Here is a 20,933-nt window from a genome sequence, read left to right as displayed (position 1 = left end):
AGGCCGCGTCACCGACCATCAAGTCCGAGTTCGTCCGGGGCGTCGGGTGCCCGGACGAGTCTGTCGGACATGGTGGTGGCGATGAACCTGGGAATGGCGGGGGCGAAGAGTTTGAGGTAGAAGTCCACCCATTCGTGGCGGGTACTGAGAAATGGGAAATCCGTGGGGGCCATGTGCCGGATGGCGAGCATCGGCAGGGGCGCGTCGAGTGCTGGGAAGCCCGGGTTGCGCAACCCCGGGACGGTGCAACCCGGGTAGAACTGTCCGACCATCAGCCCCCGTTCGACAAACCGGGTTTTCTGGTCGTGTTGCACGGTCTCGATATCGGCGTATTCGGTGAGGTCGGGGAAGACCGCAAGGACGGCTTTGAGTTTGGAATCGGGTTCGTCCCGTGGTGGCAGGGCGGGAAAAAGATCGTACAAGTCGTCGACGATCGCGGTGATGCGCTCGCGGTGGATGTCCCGACCCGGGATGAAGCTGGCCCACAGGCATCGCTGTGCGATAGCGCGGCTGGTGTAGGGGCAGACGGGACCGGGCCGGCCGAGGTCGGGGTGGGGCTGGCACAGGTATTCGAGCGCCCACCGGCGCAGTTCGGCCGCACGAGGGTGCAGGTCGGCACCGGTTGCCACGTCGGGGGCGAACAGGTTGGCTGGGGCTACACCGGTACGTGTTCCGGCGATTCGGTCGGTGTTCATCATCGGCTTTTCGCTGCTGGGATGGGTGGCTCCGTGGGGGTGGGGGCGATCTGGGTTGACCGGAAGTGCTCGTCGAGGACGAAACCGATGGCGCGCAGCGACTCCGGCGCGGTCATCCGTTCGTGCTGGACGGGAATCCGGTGCTCGGTAATTCGCCCGGTGACGTAGGTGCTCCAGGCGCGAGCCGGAGAAGCGCCGTTGTCGCCGGGGCTGTCGACGGCCCTGAAGTAGATCAGATCGCCATCGAACAGAGGCGGCCGGTGGTTCCGGGTGAGGTCGACGAGCCGGGTGTAGTCGCGTTGCAACCTGACGAGATGCTCAGGGGTCACACTGGTGAACACCCCGCCTTGCCGGTGCAGCAACTCGGCCGCGGCTTCGACGGTCAGCTCGGCGGGCCCGTCCGCAACGGCGAAACCACCGAAGTCGGCGAGCATCCTCGCCACCGAGGGGGTGTGCGTACGGAAGCTGTCGGCCGTCACGACACGGGTGTCCATCATGGCCAGGGTGGCCACGGACTCGCCGTCGCGACGGAGCCGGACGGCAATCGCGTGGGCGATAGTGCCGCCGAGCGAGTAGCCGAGCAGGTGGTAGGGGCCGTGTGGTTGGACGGACCGGATCTCCTGCACATAGCGGGCGGCGAGATGGTCGAGCGTCTCGAACCGCACCGTGGGATCGGTCAGCCCCGGGGATTGCAGCCCTCGGACGGGCCGGTCGGGATCGAGGTACCGTACCAGGCCGCTGAAACCCCACGCCGATCCGACCGCTGGGTGGATACAGAACAGTGGCGGGTCGGTTCCAGCGGCCCGAAGAGGCAGCATGACGGCGAGCGCCTCGGCGAGATCCTGCGCGCCGAACTCCTCTTCTGCGCGGCCGTCGCGGCGGCTCTCGATGCGGCGGGCCAGCGATTGCGGTGTCGGATCGGTGAACAGCCACTGCAGCGGCACGGTGACACCGGTGGACTCCGCGAGCCGCGCCACCAGTTGGGTGGCGGCCAGCGAGTTGCCGCCGAGGGTGAAGAAGCCATCGTCGACGCCGATTCGTTCGATGTCGAGGGTTTGGGTGAAGGCGTCGCAGACGGCGGTCTCGAGCGGGTTGGACGGCGGTCGGAAGCGAGACTGCCGACGCAAATCCGGTGCGGGCAGGGCTTTGTGATCGAGTTTGCCGGTGCTCGTGAGAGGTATCCGATCGAGCGTGACGATGGTGGTGGGGATCATGTGGGTAGGCAATCGGGTAGCAAGGTGTGTGGTCAGCATTGCGGCATCGGGTGTGGTGTGTGGGGTGGGCACCACATAGCCCGTGAGCTGATCGGTGCCGTTGGGCCGGGTGTGGACCGCGACGGCGGCACGGGATACGTCCGGGTGGCCGCACAACGCGGTTTCGATATCGCCTGGTTCGATGCGATGACCGTTGACTTTCATCTGCAGGTCGTTGCGGCCTATATATTGCAGACTCCGGTCGCTGGTCCAGGTGACCAGATCGCCGGTGCGATACATGCGGGTCCCGGCGGGCCCGTACGGGTCGGGGATGAATCGGGCTGCCGTGAGTGTGGGTTGCCCGTGGTAGCCGCGGGCGACGCCAGGTCCGGCCAGATACAGTTCGCCGGCTACTCCGGGCGGGACCGGGCGCAGTCCGGGGTCCAGCACGACGGCGGAGAACCCGCGGGCCGGGCCACCGATCGGCGGCGGACTGTCGGTGATTGTGGTCAGGGCCTCGCGGCAGCTCTGGATGGTGGTCTCGGTAGCCCCATAAGCGGTGATCAGCGTGCGGCCCGGCGCCCACCGGTTTACCAGATCCGATGGGCATGTCTCGCCGCCGAGGATCAGGGTGTGCAGGGAATCGAGTTCGTCGGGGTGCAGCGATGCGAGCACGGTGGGGGTGAAGGCCGCATGGGTGACCTGTGCGGCATTGATCTGCTCGGCCAGTTCGGCACCGGCGACCACCCGCGCTGGAGCGAGCACCAGTGTGGATCCGGCGGCGGCGGCGCTGAGCCATTCGAGGATCGATACGTCGAAGCTCGGAGAGGCCGCCGCAAGCATTCGAGAAGACGGGGTGAGGCCCAACTGTTCCCTCGCTTCGGCGGCCAGATTCGCAATCCCGGTATGGGTGACCACGACCCCTTTGGGGGTCCCGGTGGAGCCTGAGGTGTAGATCAGGTAGGCGGGATGCTCCGGCCTTAGCGTGGCGGTGCGGTCGCGGTCAGCGATCGGGGTGTCGCTTGCCACTGCTGCCTTCGTGGCGAATTCGGGGCCGTCGAGGCTGAGCCACATGGTGGCGTCCGGCAGCCGGTCGCGATAGGTCTCCGCTGTCAGCCCGGCGATGGCGCCCGCGTCGGCGAGAATGCTGCTGATCCGGTCTTCGGGCTGGGCGGGGTCGATCTGAACGAACGCGCCGCCGGTCTTGGCGACTGCCCATACGGCGATCACGGCGTCGATGGAGCGCGGTAGCGCCACGGCCACCAACGATTCCGGTCCGGCTCCGGCGTCGATCAGTACCCGCGCCCACCGGTTCGAGGTTTCGTCGAGTTCGCGGTAGGACAACCTTTCACCGGCACAGACCACCGCATCCGTGCCGGACCGCGCTGCGGCCGTCAACACCTGCGGCAACACCAACGCAGCCGCGCTGGGCGCACCGCGAACGGGTACCAGTGTGGCCAGCTCCTGCCGCGACAGCAGCTGCACTCGCCGCAGCGAGAGATCGATGTCGTCGGTCATGGCGGTGAGCACCCGCAGCACTCGGCGGGCGAGGGCGTCGATCTGGTGCTGTGTGAACAGTTCGGGCAGGTATTTGAAGGTCAGCTCCAGCCTGGTACCGAGATGGACGATCACGCCGAGCGGATAGTGCGCGGCATCTCGTCCGTGCACGTCGAGGACATGCATCCCGGCAATGTCGACGTCTTCGGACAGCCCGGACGCGTCGACCGGGTAGGACTCGAAGACGGTCATCGTGTCGAACATCGCGCCGGGCCCGGCCACCTGTTGGATCCGGGCGAGTCCGAGGTGGTCGTGGTCGAGCAGCGCAGCTTGTTCGGTCTGGATTCGCCGCAGTAGCTGGGCGAGACTTTCGCCGAAGTCGAGCCGGACCCGGACCGGCACGGTGTTGACGAACAGTCCGATCATCGATTCGATGCCGGGCAGCTGTGGGGGGCGCCCGGAGACGGTGGTGCCGAAGACGACGTCGTCGCGCGCGGTCGCGCTCGCCAGCACGATCGCCCACGCCGCTTGGACGACGGTGTTGAGGGTGGTCTCCTGCTGGTGGGCCATGGTGACCAGGGCCCCGGTGCGGTGTCGACTCAGCCGCACCTGCACTTCGCGCGCGGCGGCGGTATGGCGTCGGCCGCGCCCCGCGCGCGCCAGCAGAGTGGGCTCGGCGACGCCCTCGAGTGTCCGCGCCCAGGCGGTTTCCGCCGCGTCCTGGTCCTGGTTTTTCAGCCACGTCAGGTAGTCGCGATAGGGCTGCACCGGGGCCAGTGCACCGGGGTCGCTGTCGCCGGCGTAGAGGATCAGCAGTTCCCGGATCAGCGGTGGCGTGGACCAGCCGTCGATCAGGATGTGATGCATGCTCAGCAGCAGCCTGTGCCGCTGGGCGGAGGTGCTGATCAGGGTCAGTCGCAGCAGTGGCGCCACGGTCGTGTCGAAGTGCCGGTCGGTCTCCATGAGCTCATCGAGCGCGGCTGCGGTGTCGGGGCATTCGGCGAGGTCGATCTGGGTGAACGGCACGTCGACACGGCGGTGCACCACCTGGACCGGCTCGCCGGTGCCGTCGCTCACGAACGCGGTCCGCAGGTTCGGGTGGCGGCCGAGGAGAGTCTGCACGGCGCGGCGTAACCGGTCCGCGTCGACGCGCCCACCGAGTTCCATCCACAGTTGCACGATGTAGTCGTCCCGGGCACCGTCGGCGAGCTGGGCGTGGAACAGCAGCCCCGCCTGCAGCGGCGTGAGCGGCCAGATATCGTCCAGTGCCGGGAACCGGGCCTCGAGCCGGTCGATCGCGGCCTGGTCGAGGTCGATGAGGCCGACATCGGAAGGCGTCAGCCCGCCGGCGCCGGGCCGGGCCGCGTGGGTGGCGAGGGCGGTCACCGCGTCGCGCCACAGTTCCGCGAGGTCGGTGACCTCGGCGGAGGTGATCAGTCCGGCGGGATAGTCCCAGGCCGCGGTCAGGGCAGGTCCGTCCGGTGTGTCCGCGGTGACCGCGTTGACGCCGAGCACGGCTGCCGCGGAGGCGTCGGGGTGCTGGACGCCGCCGCCGTCGGCCTCGCCGCCGGCGGGCAACCACCCGCTGTCGCGCAACGCGGTGGGAATTGTGTCGAACCGGCCGAGATAATTGAAACTCACCTGGGGGCTGGGCAGCGCACCGAGGATCTGGGCCGTGTCGGTGTTGAGGTAGCGCAGCAGCCCATAGCCGATGCCGTGGCCGGGGACCCGCCGGAGCTGTTCCTTGACCGATTTGACCACCGCCCCCGCGGCAGCCCCGGCCGCGAACGCGTCATCGATATCGATATCGGACAGGTCGAGCCGTACCGGGTAGGTGGTGGTGAACCAGCCGACAGTGCGAGTGAGGTCGGCGCCGGGCAGGACTGTGTCGTGGCGGCCGTGGCTTTCGAGGGTGAGCAGCGTCTCGGTGATGTCATCGCCGTGCCGGCGCCGCCACCGGGTCAGCGCCAGTGCCAGTCCGGCGATGAGAGCGTCGTCCGCGTTGCCGCGAAACGCCTGCGGCAGGGTGGTGAGTACCGCGCGAGTCGTCGCGGCAGGCAGCGTCACCCGGACAGTGGCGACGTCGGCCTGCACGTCCACGTCCGGGTCGAGCGGGCGCGTCCCGATCGGCGGGTCGGCCGCGGCGAGCGTGGAACGCCACCAGTCGAGTTCATCGAGGTTCGCGGCAGCGTCGTGCAGACCGTGCGCCCAGCGTCGCATCGACGTACCGACCGGCGCGAGCTGTGGCCGTTGCCCGGCACTCACCTGGGCCCCGGCGATGGCAAGGTCGGGAACGAGGATCCGCCACGACACTCCGTCTACCACCAGGTGGTGTGCGACGACCAGCAGCCGACCCGCCCGGTCGGCGCAGTCCAGCCAAACCAACTGCAACACGACTCCCGCGGCGGGGTCGAGGCGCTCGGCGGCCGAACATACCTCCGCGTCGGCAATTGCGGCGAACGCCCTGCTGTCCGGGGCCGCGTCCACCGACACATGCCGGATGAGTCCCGCGGCGGATGCCCCGGCCGGCTGCACCTGCAACGCCCAGCCCGAGGGGTGTACCGGTTCGGGCCGCAGCCGGGCCCGCAGCATGTCGTGGTGATCGATCACCACTTGCACGGTCGCCGCGATCGCGGTCCGGTCGATACCGGCCGGCAGCGTGAGCATCACCCACTGGCAGAAGCGGTCGAAGGCACCGCGTTCGAACATCCAGCGCATGATGGGCGTCAACGGCATCGGCCCCACACCGCCGCCGGGCAGTTCGGCCGGCAGGGCGGCCGCCACGGCGCTGTCGCGGACGGCGATCCGGGCCAGCCCGGCGACCGTCTTGCCCTCGAACACGTCACGGACGGAGAGCACCAGCCCCGCCGTCCGGGCGCGCGTCACCAACTGGATCGACATGATGCTGTCGCCACCCAGGGCGAAGAACGAATCGTCGAGCCCGATCGGGTCGACACCCAAGATCTCGGCGAACAGACCCGCCAGCGTCGTCTCCGTATCGGTGACCGGCGCCCGGAATTCGGCTCGGCCCGTGCTGAAGTCCGGCTCGGGCAACGCCTTGCGGTCGAGCTTGCCCGTCTCCGTCGTCGGCAGCGCGTCGAGCACCATCACGGTCGCAGGCACCATTGGCGGGGCCAATCGCTGCCCGGCGAACGCGAGAACCGCGGCCGGATCCAGGTCGGCGCCGGGCTCGGGCACCGCGTACCCGATCAACCGGTCGCCGGTGGCGGAGCCACGGTGCACGGCCGCCACCGCGCGAGCCACTCCCGGGCAGGCCAGCAGACCCGATTCGACCTCGCCCAGCTCGACGCGGAAACCACGAATCTTGACCTGGAAGTCCGTCCGGCCGACATAGTCGAGCGTCAGACCTCCCTCCGGTAACCGCAGCCACCGCACCAGATCCCCGGTCCGATACATGCGCTGCCCCTGCTCGGCGAACGGATCGGCGATGAACCGCGATGCCGTCAGACCCGCGCGGTTGCGGTAGCCGCGTGCGAGTCCCGGACCGGTGAGGTACAACTCGCCGACGACTCCGAGCGGGACCGGACGCAACCATGCGTCGAGCACGACCTCAGTGACGCCGCGGATCGGTCCGCCGATCGTCGCCGTCTCACCCGGCACCATCGGCGCACCGGCATCGGTCATGATCGTGGCCTCCGCCGGACCGTAGGTATTGAACAGTTTCCGGCCCGGAGCCCACCGCGACACCAGTTGTGGCGGAGGCGCCTCGCCACCGATCACGACCGTCCGCAGGTTCCGCACCCCGGCGGGGTCGACCGTGCCCAGGGCCGTGGGAGTCAGCGCGGCATGAGTCACCGAGTTCTGCGAAATGATCTGCGCCAGCTCGATTCCGCCGAAGACGGTCGGCGGTGCGATCACCAGGCGCCCACCCGACGCGAACGCCCCCAGCAGTTCCAGAACGGCCGCGTCGAAACTGGGTGATGCCGCATGCAGCACCCGCGCGCCCGGCCCGACGCCGAACCGCGAGCGTTGCTCGGCCGCCAGATTCGCCAATCCGCGGTGCGACACCACCACACCCTTCGGCGTACCGGTCGAACCGGACGTGTAGATCACATACGCCGCGTTGTCGACCCGCACCGGCCGGGTTCGCTCCGCATCGGTCACCGGCCGCCCGGACACCCCGGCCAGCTCTGCTTCGACCGCCGGTTCATCGAGGACCAACCACCGTGCCGACTCGGGCAGCCGATCACGCCAGTGCGACAGTGTGATTCCCACCGCGACGTCCGAAGTGGTGAGCATATGCGCGACCCGACCGGCCGGATACTGCGGATCCACCGGGACGAATGCCGCCCCCGACTTTGCCACCGCCCATACTGCGAGCACTGACTCGTAGGACCGCGGCAACCCCACCGCGACACTCGTCTCCGGCCCCACCCCTTGATGGATCAGCAGTCGCGCCAACCGATTCGACTCGGCGTCCAGATCGCCGTACGTCCACTGCCGATCCCCGCATACCACCGCGACCGCCGTTGGATCCTGCCGCACGGTCCTCGCCAACAGCTCCGGCAACACCGACCCCGGCACCGCCGGATCGCCCGATACCGATGTCAGCTCGCGGTATTCGGCCGAGGCGAGCAGATTCAGCTGGGCCAGCGGTAGCTCCGGCTCGGTGGCGATTGCGTCGATCACACGCAGCACCCGCTGCAGGGTCGTATCCATTGTGGGCTGGTCGAAGAGTTCGGGCAGGTACTTGATTTTGAGGTGCAATCGGGTGTCGACGTGCGCAACCACGCCGAGCGGATAGTGCGCGGCGTCGGTGCCGGCCACGTCGACCAGCCGCATGCCGGCGATATCGGTCTGCGCTGTCAGCCCGAATCGATCAACCGGATAGGACTCGAACACCGTCATCGTGTCGAACACCGCTGCGGGCCCGGCCACCCGCTCGATATCTGGGAGGCCCACGAATTGGTGATCGAGCAGAACGGCCTGCTCCGCCTGGATTCGGTCGAGCAGTTGGCCCAAACTCGCGGTCTTGTCGAGGCGCACCCGTACCGGCAATGTGTTGATGAACAGCCCGATCATCGACTCTATGTCCGCGATCTGCGCAGACCGCCCGGAGACCGTGGTGCCGAACGTCACGTCGTCACGGGATGTCAACGTGCCCAGCACGATCGCCCACGCCGTCTCGACCACAGTGTTGAGGGTGATGCCGCGCGCCCGCGCGAAACCGGTCAGCGCGGCGGTCTGCTCCTCGGTCAGCGCACCGAGCACATCCCGCGATTCGCGGTACCGGCGGCCGGGATCGGCCGGCGCCACCAGAGTCGGCCCGTCGGCGCCGTCGAAGGCGCGAGCCCAGATGTCGAGCGACGCGGCCGGGTCCTGTGCGGCCATCCACGCCAGGAAGTCCCGATAGGGGCGAACTCGCGGCAGCACCGTGGCGTCGCCATCGGTGGCATAGAGCACGAGCAGCTCTTGCAGCAGCAGCGGCGTCGACCAGCCGTCCAGCAGCACATGGTGATTGGTCAACACCAGCTGGTAACGCTGCGGCTCCATCGTGACCAGCATCCAGCGCAGCAGCGGAGCCCGGGCGGGGTCGAACCGGGTCGCCCGGTCCGCGGCCATGAGCGACTCCCACTCGCGCTTGCGCGTCTCGTCGTCCAGCCCGGACAGGTCGAGCTCCGACCATGGTGCCTCGACGTCCTCCTGGACCACTTGCACCGGCCCGGCGTCGCTATCGGCGACGAATGCGGTGCGCAGATTCGGATGCCGGTGCAGCAGCGCCTGTCCGGCCCGGCGCAGCCGTTGCGAATCGACCTGTCCCTGCAGTTCGAGCACCAGCTGCATCAGGTAGGCGTCCACCGACGCCACCGACTCTTCGGACACCAGCGCGTGGAACAGCAGACCCTCTTGCAACGGGGTCAACGGCCAGACGTCGCTCAATGCCGGGTACCGGTCCTCGAGGCGCTCGATCTCCGACTGCCCGAGCCGGACCAGATCCAGATCCGACGGCGTCCGTCCGCCGTTCCCGCAGCGGCGGGTGTATGCCGCCAGCGCTGTCAATACCCGGCACCACGACTGCGCAACCTCGCGCACCTCGGCCGCGGTGAGTACCCCGGTCGGATACGACCAGACCGCGCGCAACCGGGGTCGGCCCGCCTCGTCGACGGTGAGGGCATTGATGTCGAGCACCGCCGATAGCGGCATCGCGGGATTGTGCGCACCGGCGAGCTCGGCCCCGGAGAGGCCGCCGCCGGCCACCGGCATCCAGGCGACGACGTCGCCTTCGGGGATCCCCGTGGCGACCCGGCCCAGATAGTTGAACCCGATCTGCGGTGTCGGCGCAGCCGCGAGTATCGGTCCGGTGTCGTCGTTGAGATACCGCAGCAGGCCGTAACCGATCCCGTGGTCGGGCACGGCGAGAAGTTGCTCCTTGACGGTCTTGACCGCCCCCCCGATGGCCGGCCCTCCGGCGCACGCGTCGTCGAGATCGATGCCCGACAAATCCAGGCGCAGCGGAAAACTCGTCGAGAACCAGCCGACCGTCCGGGTCAGGTCCGAGCCCGGGAGGGTGCCCTCCTCACGGCCGTGCCCTTCGAGACCGATCACCACGTCGGTGCGCGGGCCACCGGAGCCGTCCGTCGTCTGCCCGCGCCGCCACGTCGTCACCGCCACCGCGAGAGCGGCCAGCAGCCCATCGGCAACAGTGCCACGGAATGTCGTGGGCACCTCGGTCAACAGCGTCTCGGTCACCTCGGGGGATACCTCGACCTCGACCGTGCCGGCGGTGCCAGCCACGTCGATCGCCGGGTCGAGGGGGCGGGACCCGAGCACCGGATCGTCTCCGCTGGCCATCGCCTGCCACAATTCGAGCTCGGCGGCCCGCTCCGGCCGCTGTGCTGCCTCGACCAGCCCATGCGCCCACCTGCGCATCGATGTTCCGACCGGGGCCAGGTCGGGTGGCTGTCCGGATTCGAGCCGCGCCCACGCGATCGCGAGGTCCGGCACCAGCACCCGCCAGGAAACCCCGTCGATCGCCGAATGATGTACCAGCACCAGTGCCCGGCCCGGCTCGGCCGGATCGGCCGGATCGAACCAGACCACCTGCACCACGATCCCCGCGCCCGGATCGAGCCGGTCCGCGGCGGCATCCAGCTCGGCCGCCGCCACCGAGCCGAACTCGGCGCTGTCCGGTCGGTCTTCGATCGCCACCCGGTGGATGACGTCGTCGGCTCGAACGGCTCCGACCGGCAGCACCTCCCACGTCCAGCTCCCCTCGGCGCCTGCGCGCAGCCGCGAGCGCAGCATGTCGTGCCGGTCGAGGACCGCCTGCACCGTGTCCGCCAGCTGCTGCCGGTCGCTCCCCGCAGGCAGGCCCAGCACCATTGCCTGCGCGAAGCGACCGAACCCCGCCTGCGCCCGTTCGACCAGCCACCGCATGATCGGCGTCAACGGAATCGGTCCCACACCCCCGCCCGGCAGTTCCGCCGGAAGTGGAGTCACCGCGCCGGTGTCGTGGACGGCGACCTCGGCCAGCCCAGCGACCGTTCTGCGCTCGAATACGTCGCGGGGGGAGAACAGCACACCGGCCGCCCGGGCGCGAGTTACCAACTGGATCGACATGATGCTGTCTCCGCCGAGGGCGAAGAATGAGTCGTCGGCGCCGATGGTGTCGGTTCCGAGGATGTCGGTGAAGCAGTGGGCGATGGTCTGTTCGGTCGGGGTTTGGGGTGCGCGGAAAGGTTTGTCGCCGGTGAATACCGGTTTCGGTAGTGCTTTGCGGTCGAGTTTTCCGACTGGTGTCAGTGGTATGCGGTCCAGTTCCATGATCGAGGCGGGGATCATGTAGGAGGGCAGTCGGTGGCTCAGGTGTTCGGTCAGCGCTGTGGTGTTGATCGAGCGATCTGGTGCGGCGACGACGTATGAGACCAGTGATTGTGTGCCTGTATCGCCACGGTAGCCGATGGTGACGGCGTAGCCGACGGTCTCGTGGGCGGCCAGTACTGTGTCGATCTCGCCCAATTCGATACGTAGTCCCCGGATTTTCACTTGGAAGTCCGTGCGACCCAGGTGTTCGACGGCTCCGTCGGGTGTCCAGCGGGCTACGTCACCGGTTCGGTACATTCGTTCACCTGGTGCCCAGGGGCAGGCGACGAAACGTTCTGCGGTTGTCGTGGGTCGGGCGTGGTATCCGCGGGCCAATAAGCTACCCGCGACATACAGTTCGCCTGCGACGCCGACGGGTACGGGTTCGAGCCGTTGGTCCAAGATCCATTCCCGCGCACCGCGTATCGGGCCGCCGATCGTCACCACGCCACCCACGGCCAGCGGGGTGCTGTGGTTCGTCATGATCGTGGCTTCGGTAGGCCCGTACTCGTTGAACATGGTGCGGCCGTCACCCCAGCGCTGAACCACTTCGATGCCGTAGTCCTCGCCGCCGACTATCAGGTGGGTCAACTCTGGTAGCGGCCAACGGGTGTGGTCGATAGTCGACAGCGTGGAAGGTGTCATGAGGGCATGGCTGACCCGTTCGCGGGCGATCAGGTCGGCGAGTTCGTCACCGCCGTGGATGTCGCTGGGTGCGATCACCATGGTGGCGCCGGGACACAGCGGTAACAGCAATTCCAATACCGACACATCGAAGCTCGGTGACGCCATATGCAGAGTACGAGAATCGGATTCGATGCTCAGGACATCCCGGTGCTCGGCGGCGCAGTTGTGCAGTCCTCGATGCGTGACCGCGACGCCCTTGGGCAGCCCGGTCGATCCGGAGGTGTAGATGACGTAGGCGATATCGTCGACACGCAGTGGGCGTGTCCGTTCGCTGTCGGTAATGGGCCGGTTGCCGGCTGCATCGCCGTTGCCGGCTGCATCGACGCTGCTGGTGCGGTCGAGGTCGTCCGGTGTCAGCCAGTCGATATCGTCTGGTAACTGCGCGCGCACAGACGTCACGGTCATCCCGACAACCGCCCCCGCGTCGGTCATCATGTGCGTGCTGCGTTCCCTCGGATAACCCGGATCGATGGGCAGGAAAGCCGCCCCCGATTTTGCGATCGCCCAGACCGCCGCCACCGATTCCGGGGAACGTGGTATCCCCATCGCTACTACGTCCTCGGGGCCGACTCCTCGGCGAATGAGCAATCGAGCCAACCGATTCGAACGTTCGTCCAGCTCCCGATAACTCACCTGCTGCCCATCGAACACGATCGCCGCAGCGTCGGGATCCTGCGCCGCTGCCGCAGCCAACAGATCCGGCAGCGTCCTCGGTGCCGCCGCAGTTGCGCCGCGGTGGGCCAGCAGATCAGCGCGCTCGGCAGGCTCGAGCACCTCGATCGCCCCGACCGCAACCGCCGGATCGGCGACCACCGACTCCAGTACCCGGATCCACCGGCGTGCGAAAGAATCGATCGTCGGGGCATCGAACAAGTCCGTGGCGTACGTGACCGCCACCGTCATACCGCCACTGCCGCCGTCTTCGGACAGAATGAACTGCAGGTCGAAACGAGACACCTCGTTCGGGAGATCGACCACCGACAGCGAAAGATCCGGCAGTTCCAGCTGCACCGGCTGCAAGTTCTGGAACGCCAGCATCACCTGGAACAGCGGGTGTCGAGACTGCGACCGCTGACCGACCAGCTGGTCCACCAACTGTTCGAACGGAACATCGGCATGGTCGAAAGCATCCAGGTCGACCTGCCTGACCCGGCCGAGCAGATCCGTGAACGACTCATCCGGATCGATCCGGGTCCGCAATACCAAAGTATTCACGAACATACCGATCACGTCATCGAGCGCCGCCATACCACGCCCCGCGATCGGCGTGCCGATCGAAATATCGGCACTATCACTCAACCGCGCGAGCAGCACCGCCAACGCGCCGTGAACCACCATGAACAACGACGAATCATGCTGCCGCGCAAAGCTCTCCAATGCCCGCACCAAGCCGGAATCCAACCCATGACTCGCCGTCGCACCCCGATTCGACATCACCACCGGACGCGGCCGATCGACCGGCAAGCTCAACTGCTCAGCAGTTCCGTCCAGGGTTTCGCTCCAGTAGCGGATCTGCTGGGCACACAGCGATTCCGGCTCATCGGGTGCGCCCAGAGTGGCTCGTTGCCACAGAGCGTAGTCCGCGTACTGGATGGGCAGCGGTGCCCAGGACGGGGCGGCACCGCGGATCCGGGCGGCATATGCGGTGGTCACATCACGAGCCAGGGGCGCCATGGAGAACCCATCCGCGGCGATGTGGTGCACCACAAAGGCCAGAACGTATTCGGTTTCCGCGCCGCCGGTAACGCGGAACACTCGGGCCCGCGCCGGGATCTCGGTGCTCACATCGAAGCCCTCGGTAACGAATTCGGTTACCGCTGGAATCAATTGGCTCGGCGGAACCGATACCAGGGTCAGCTCGCGGTCCACATTGTCGACGGGTTCGATCAGTTGGATCAGCATTCCGTCGTGATCGGGGTACCGCGTTCGCAAAGATTCGTGTCTACCCAGGACGTCGATCATGGCCGATCGCAGCGCCTCGACGTCCAACTCGCCGCGCAGCCGGATGACGATCGGCATATTGTAAATTCCCGAGTTGGTGTCGTACTGGTTGAAGAACCACATCCGCTGTTGGGCCGGCGCCAACGGAATGAGATCGGGGCGCGGCCGGGCGACCAGCGGTGGGCGCCGTCGCCGGGTACCGGAATGCTGATCTATCCGAGCCGCGAGTGTCGCTACTGTGGACGCCTCGAACAACAGTCGCACCGGGACGTCGGTATCCAGGGCGACCCCGATTCGCGCGGCAATCCGCGTCGCTACCATGCTGTCTCCGCCGAGGGCGAAGAATGAGTCGTCGGCGCCGATGGTGTCGGTTCCGAGGATGTCGGTGAAGCAGTGGGCGATGGTCTGTTCGGTCGGGGTTTGGGGTGCGCGGAAAGGTTTGTCGCCGGTGAATACCGGTTTCGGTAGTGCTTTGCGGTCGAGTTTTCCGACTGGTGTCAGTGGTATGCGGTCCAGTTCCATGATCGAGGCGGGGATCATGTAGGAGGGCAGTCGGTGGCTCAGGTGTTCGGTCAGCGCTGTGGTGTTGATCGAGCGATCTGGTGCGGCGACGACGTATGAGACCAGTGATTGTGTGCCTGTATCGCCACGGTAGCCGATGGTGACGGCGTAGCCGACGGTCTCGTGGGCGGCCAGTACTGTGTCGATCTCGCCCAATTCGATACGTAGTCCCCGGATTTTCACTTGGAAGTCCGTGCGACCCAGGTGTTCGACGGCTCCGTCGGGTGTCCAGCGGGCTACGTCACCGGTTCGGTACATTCGTTCACCTGGTGCCCAGGGGCAGGCGACGAAACGTTCTGCGGTTGTCGTGGGTCGGGCGTGGTATCCGCGGGCCAATAAGCTACCCGCGACATACAGTTCGCCTGCGACGCCGACGGGTACGGGTTCGAGCCGTTGGTCCAAGATCCATTCCCGCGCACCGCGTATCGGGCCGCCGATCGTCACCACGCCACCCACGGCCAGCGGGGTGCTGTGGTTCGTCATGATCGTGGCCTCGGTAGGCCCGAAAGCATTGATGAATTCGCGGCCGTTGGCGGCCCAGCGCTGCACCAGCTCCGGTGGGCACGCGTCACCGGCCGAGACGACGACGCGCAGAGCGTCGAGACCGGCCGGGTCAACCGACATCAGCGCGGCCGGCGTAATCACCGCATGTGTCACTCGCTCGCGGCGCAGCAGATCGGTCAGCTCGGCGCCACCGTAGGTGCCGGGCGCGGCGATCACCATCGTCGCCCCCGCTCCTACCGCAAGCAGCAACTCCCAGACCGAGGCGTCGAAGCTCGGCGATGCGAAATGCAGGGTTCGCGAAACCGGGGTTACCCCATAGCGTTCCCGCTGTTCGCGACTGAGTGCGGCCAACCCCGCATGCGTCACGGTCACGCCCTTCGGTACACCGGTGGAGCCCGAGGTATAGATCAGGTACGCCGGATGCTCCGGGCGGAGCACGGTTGTCCGATCCCCGTCGGAGATCGGCTGAGCCGCCAAGGTGCCGTCGGTGTCGTCCGAAATCAACCACTCGATGCCATCTGGCAACTGCGCACGCACAGATGTCACGGTCACGCCCACAACCGCCCCGGAATCAGCCACCATGTGAGCGATCCGCTCGCTCGGATAACCCGGATCGACCGGCACGAAAGCCGCTCCCGACTTCGCCACCGCCCAGACCGCCGCCACCGATTCCGGGGAACGTGGTATCCCGATCGCGACAACGTCCTCGGGGCCCACGCCACGCCGAACGAGCAACCGAGCCAACCGATTCGAACGCTCGTCCAACTCCCGGTAACTCAACCGCTGCCCATCGAACACCACCGCCGAAGCATCAGGATTCCGCCGCACCACCGCGGTCAACAGCTCCGGCAACGTCGTCCGCACCGGCGCCGTGGCGTCACCCGAACGAGACAACAAGTCGGCCCGCTCAGCAGGCTCGAGCACCTCGATCGCGCCGACCGGGATCGTCGGGTCGGCGGCTACCGATTCGAGTATCCGGATCCATCGCCGGGCGAGGGAGTCGACTGTCGCATCATCGAACAAGTCGGTGGCGTAGCCGATCGTGGCTGTCACAGCACCGCTGTCGTGCTCTGCGGACAGGATGAATCGCAGGTCGCAGCAGGATATCTCGCTGGAGCGGCCGACGGCCGGCCGGTCGAGGTCGAGTAGCGCCGGTTCGGCTGGTGCCAGGCTCGGGAACTCCAGCATCACCTGATGCACGGGGTGTCGCGACTGGGATGGCTGGTCTGCCACGTGTTCGAACGGGATGTCGGCATGGTCGAACGCATCCAGATCGACCTGCCGAACGCGGCCGAGCAGACCTGTGAACGACTCTGCCGGGTCCACCTCGGTCCGCAACACCAAGGTATGGACGAACCTCCCGGCCATATCGTCCAGTGCCGCCACATCACGCCCGGCGACCGGTGTGCCGACCGGAATATCGGTGGTACCGCTCATCCGGGCGAGCAACACCGCCAGCGCACCATGAATCACCATGAACAGCGAAGAATGACGCTGCCGAGCGACATCTTCCAACGCCTGAACCAACCCGGCACCCAGCGAGCGGACGACACTGGCACCCCGATTCGACATCACCACCGGCCGCGGCCTGTCCAACGGCAGGCGAAGTTCCGCAGGAAGATCCGCAAGCGCGGCCCGCCAGAACATCAGGTTCTCGCGGCGGCGGCGGATCTCGGCGCCCTCTGCGGCGCTGCCCGGGTGGACCTGTCCGAGCTCGGTGTCCGGGGTGGCGGCCGCGAATTCGTCGATGAACTCCATAAATCTGGTGCTGTGTGCCGACAGTTCGAGGTCGGTGTAGAGGTTGGGATTGGCCATGAACTGCAAGATCGTCCGCGGCGGATCTCCGGTCTGATACACGTCGACCAGCAAATCCTCGACCGGGCCGGAGCTGAGGATGTGGAATTCCCCGGTCACCGACCCGAGCTGGATCTGCTGGTGGAAAAGCATGACGTTCACCACCGGGCCCGCGAAGCGCCGCTGGGCGCCACGGAACCCGGTGGCGGCGCGAATGTCGGTGAGGCCGCACCGCTGGTGCCGCAACACACCGACCAGATCGGACTGGACCCGCAGCACCAGCGTGGCGACGGTGTCCCCGGCATCGAGGACGATCGGAAGCGGTGCCACATTGACGAATACACCCCCGGACCGCCGCAGCACGGCGGTCGTGCGACCCGACACCGGAATGTTGACCAGGACGTCGTCTCGCCCCGTCCTGCGGGCCAGGTAACAGCCGAATGCGGCGATCACCACCGCGGCCGGGCTCGCGTCCAATGCCTTCGCCGCACGTTCGATCCGCCCCACTGTCGCCGCCGACAGTTCGGTGATTGCGACGACGCTGTCGGCGCACGCGGGCGCCTGCCCGGCAGCCAGGCTGAGCTCCTCGCCGACGCCGGCGAGTCTGTTCACCCAGTATTCCTGGTCGTCGGTGAACCGCTTCGACTCCCGGTAACTGCGGTCGGCCTCGTACAGGGTGTGGATGTCTGCCGCCCGGTTGGGCTCCGCAGTGTGGCCCTGCACCGCCGCCGTATACAGCGCCGCGATCCGGTTCACGATCATCATCGCGCCGTAGCCGTCGAGTGCGACGTGGTGGCTCCTGCAGTACAGCAGATAATGCCGATCCCCCACTTGGACAACCGCCGTTGCGACCAACCGGTCCCGGGTCATATCGACCGGCGCGGTGTACTCCCGGCGCATCCACGCCAAGCCTGCGGCAACGGGATCCGGTGCACTACGCACATCGATCACCGGTCCCGCCGAGGTCAGCGACGGGTCGTACAGCTGTCGCGGTTCACCGTCGGTCTCGATCAGTCGCAGATAGCCCGACTGGAACTCGTGGCCGGCCTGAATCGTCGTCTTACGCAGCAGATCGACGTCCAGTTCGCCATGGAACTCGACATACTGTGCCTCGGATATCGGCACATCCGGACTCAATTTCTGCGCCAGCCATAACCCCTGCTGTCCCACCGACAGCGGTATCGGCTGTATGACTGACGCGTCCGGCTCGGAATTTCTGTTCGATCCTTGCTGCGGATCGAACTCCGGTCGCGGAGCGGTCATTATTACCTTCCTACCCCGACCGCTCCCCAGTGTAAGCCGAACGATACGTGCTTGTACACCGCCGATTGCGAAGGCAGTTTCCCTATCCACGAGCAGATACGCAGCGCGCTGCGGATTCTCGGTGGAGCTCACCGGGGCGCCGATACGAACGAACAGTAGCGATTCAGAGACTTTCAGATTTCGATTCGACGACTATATAATCCATCCAGTTCCGCATTTGTATCGGTCGACCTTCGGATCAACTCTCAACATTTCTCGATCCGCCGAGCGCGTGTATTCTGCCCGACTATTTATGGACAAATAGTCCGGGTTGGCTGCTCGGTTATCCACTGCTGTCGGCCACCGGATCGGCCGAGCATTCGCCGAAACCCGGCCCGCACTTGGTGATCCGGTCTTCAGCGGTGGAACCTACGTTCCAAGAGGCGCTGGACGTGGTCGCGGTGGACGGCGGACCAGGCTTGGACCCGGACTGCCCACCATGGGGCGACGGCGCGCGGTTTGGCGGTGACAGCGTGCGAGATGAGGTCGGCGGCTTCCTCGACGGTCAGACCGGGGATGCGGCGGAAGTCGGTGGGGGCGCTCATTCTGGTGTGGACCAATGGCATGTACACCGAGGTGGTGGTGACGTCGTCGCCGGCGATTTCGGCGGCGACGCTGCGCAGCCAGACGTCGAAAGCCGCTTTCGAGGCACTGTAGGCCGACCAGCGTGGGCTCGGCGGCATGAGCACACCCCAGGTCGAAACATTCACGATATGCCCCTGCTTGCGTGCGCGCATATGCGGCAGCAGAGTCAGCAGCAGCCGCACCGGGCCGAGGTAGTTGATGTCGATGGTGCGGGTGAAATCGTGGAAGCGGTCGTAGGACTCGGCGATGGGCCGCCGAATCGACTTTCCCGCGTTGCTGATCACGATATCGATATGCCCGTACTCGGCCAGCAGCTTTCGGCCGAGCAGATCGACGGCATCCATGTCGGTCAGGTCGGTCGGGTAGGCCCGGGCCGAGCCGCCATCGGCCGTGATGTCGGCGGCCAGCCGTTCCAGTTCGGCCCGGGAACGGGCCACCAGCGGCACCACCGCTCCGGCCGCGGCCAGCTTCCGCGCCGTGGCCTTGCCGATACCGTGCGAGGCGCCGGTCACCAACACCACCTTGCCGGCGACGGCCGCCCGCAATGACTCCTCGGTGGGCCGGAATGTCGGGTACAGCAGCCGGATCGCCACCCGCTCGGCGAGCGGCCGTTGACGGTTTGTGACCGGAGTCTCGTTCACAGCTCTCGACTGTATCGCTCGACTGTCCACTACCCCCCGGAACGAATGATCTGCTCGATATTGCGCTCGGCCAGCGCGCTGATCGTCAACGAAGGGTTCACCGTTCCGGTACTACCGGGCACAGCCGCCCCGTCCATCACATAGAGGTTCTGATAACCACACACCCGGCCGTAGCCGTCCGTCGCGCGTCCGAGCACTGCGCCGCCCAACGGATGGGAGGTGAACGACGCGTCCGCATCCAGGGCTGGTTGCGAAATAGGTTGACAGTTACACGCGGCGTTGTTGTTGACTTCCCGCGCACGCGCGAGATAGGCGGCAGCCCCGTCGTCTGGCCACTGCAGGTCGACGCGCTGGTCGGTCGGATCGCAGACGAACCGGCCGCGGGTGTCGTCGAGCACGATGCCCAGCGATCCGAGCAGGGTGATGTCGAAGGGCGTGGTGCCGGGGATGAACCAGCTCTCCAGCGACACGGGTGCGCCCGCCTCGTCCAGAATCCGGCTCGCGGACGCCGCGCCCTGCGTGCCCACGTCGAGCGTGCTGAGCGGCCGCGCCAAAGCGACGTCGCCGTTGCTGCCCCAGCCTTCGCCGACGTGCTCGTTCAGGTTCGGCAGCGCGCCGGTGGCCCGCGCGCGCACCAACAGCTCGGAGGTGCCGATCGAGCCCGCAGCGAGGAACAGCATGTCGCAGGTCAGCGTCCGCGAGCCGAGCACCTCGCCGGTCGGGGCGAGTTTGGTCACCGCGACGGTATAGCGACCCGACGCTCCCGGTTCCTCGGCGATGGCGTCCACGCGATGGCCCGGGTAGATCCGGGCTCGGCCGGTGCCCTCGGCATAGCGCAGGTAGTTCTGGTTCAGATCGAACTTCGCGCCGTTGGAATTGCCGAGGTTCGAACAGCCGACCGTCGCCGACGGCCTCGATCGTCCGGCCAGCTCGTCGCGGATGATGTGCCAATTCCATGCGCCGTCGATGGGTTGCGGCGTATAGCCGGCCGCGCGGACCTGTTCGTCCCAAGCGCGGGAATGCGCGAACGCGAAGGAGTTGTAGATGTCGTCCGGCATCAGGCTCGGCCGCAACATCTTTCGGACCCTGGGGTAGTAGACGTCGTGCATCTCGCGATAGTCGACCACGCCGCGGAACACATGCTCGAAGAACCGCTGCTCCGGCTCGATCATCACCCCGGTGAACACCACCGAGCCGCCGCCTACACACGCCCCGCGCCACACGTCGATACCTGGGTAGCTGCAAACATCGAGCACCCCACCGAACGGATCGATGGTTTGGGGGATCCTGTTCGCCCCGGTAAAGGTGGTGCGATGCCAGAAGCCACGGCCATCCGGAGTCGTGTCGGTGGCGAAGATGTCGCGCCACGGATCACTCGGCCAGCGCGACCCGCGCTCGAGCACCGCGACCTGGGTCCCGGACTGCGACAGGCGCAGCGCGGTGACCGACGCCCCGAACCCCGATCCGATGACGATCGCGGGTACATGATCGGCTGGATCCGGCAGGGGTGCGAAGATCTCCGGCACCAGTCTGCGATACAGCGGCGTTCGCGGGCTCGGGCTGAAGTTGTCGGCCCCTGCGACGGAACCGGCGGTGTGCACACCGGCTAGACCCAGCATCGTGGCAGCCAAGCCGGCGCCCTTGACGAAATCGCGCCTGTCCATGATGGTCCCTCGCCCGATCCGAATGTCACTCCGTCACCCGAGCGC

General features: G+C 67.0%; 4 protein-coding genes. All 4 read right to left on the bottom strand.

What is annotated here, in order from left to right:
• Positions 1 to 8: 8 nt before the first annotated feature.
• Positions 9 to 695, bottom strand: coding sequence for a DUF6875 domain-containing protein (locus ACT86A_RS21850; RefSeq protein ID WP_445094039.1), 687 nt, complete (start codon positions 693 to 695; stop codon positions 9 to 11).
• Entirely contained in the window at positions 695 to 17,959 is a 17,265-nt protein-coding gene (locus ACT86A_RS21845) for a non-ribosomal peptide synthetase (protein WP_445094038.1), read from the bottom strand. The genes ACT86A_RS21850 and ACT86A_RS21845 overlap by 1 nt, the downstream gene beginning before the upstream one ends.
• A gap of 395 nt (positions 17,960 to 18,354) precedes the next feature.
• Positions 18,355 to 19,224, bottom strand: a complete 870-nt coding sequence (locus ACT86A_RS21840; RefSeq protein ID WP_445094037.1) for an SDR family NAD(P)-dependent oxidoreductase — start codon at positions 19,222 to 19,224, stop codon at positions 18,355 to 18,357.
• 29 nt (positions 19,225 to 19,253) lie between these two features.
• The gene (locus tag ACT86A_RS21835) at positions 19,254 to 20,888 is read right to left on the bottom strand and encodes a GMC oxidoreductase (RefSeq protein ID WP_445094036.1); all 1,635 of its coding nucleotides are present in this window, start codon (positions 20,886 to 20,888) and stop codon (positions 19,254 to 19,256) included.
• Positions 20,889 to 20,933 lie beyond the last annotated feature (45 nt).

This window comes from Nocardia glycosmidis (genome assembly GCF_052545115.1).
The sequence above is the reverse complement of the archived record's forward strand: the minus strand, read 5'-3'. Positions and strand labels throughout refer to the sequence as shown.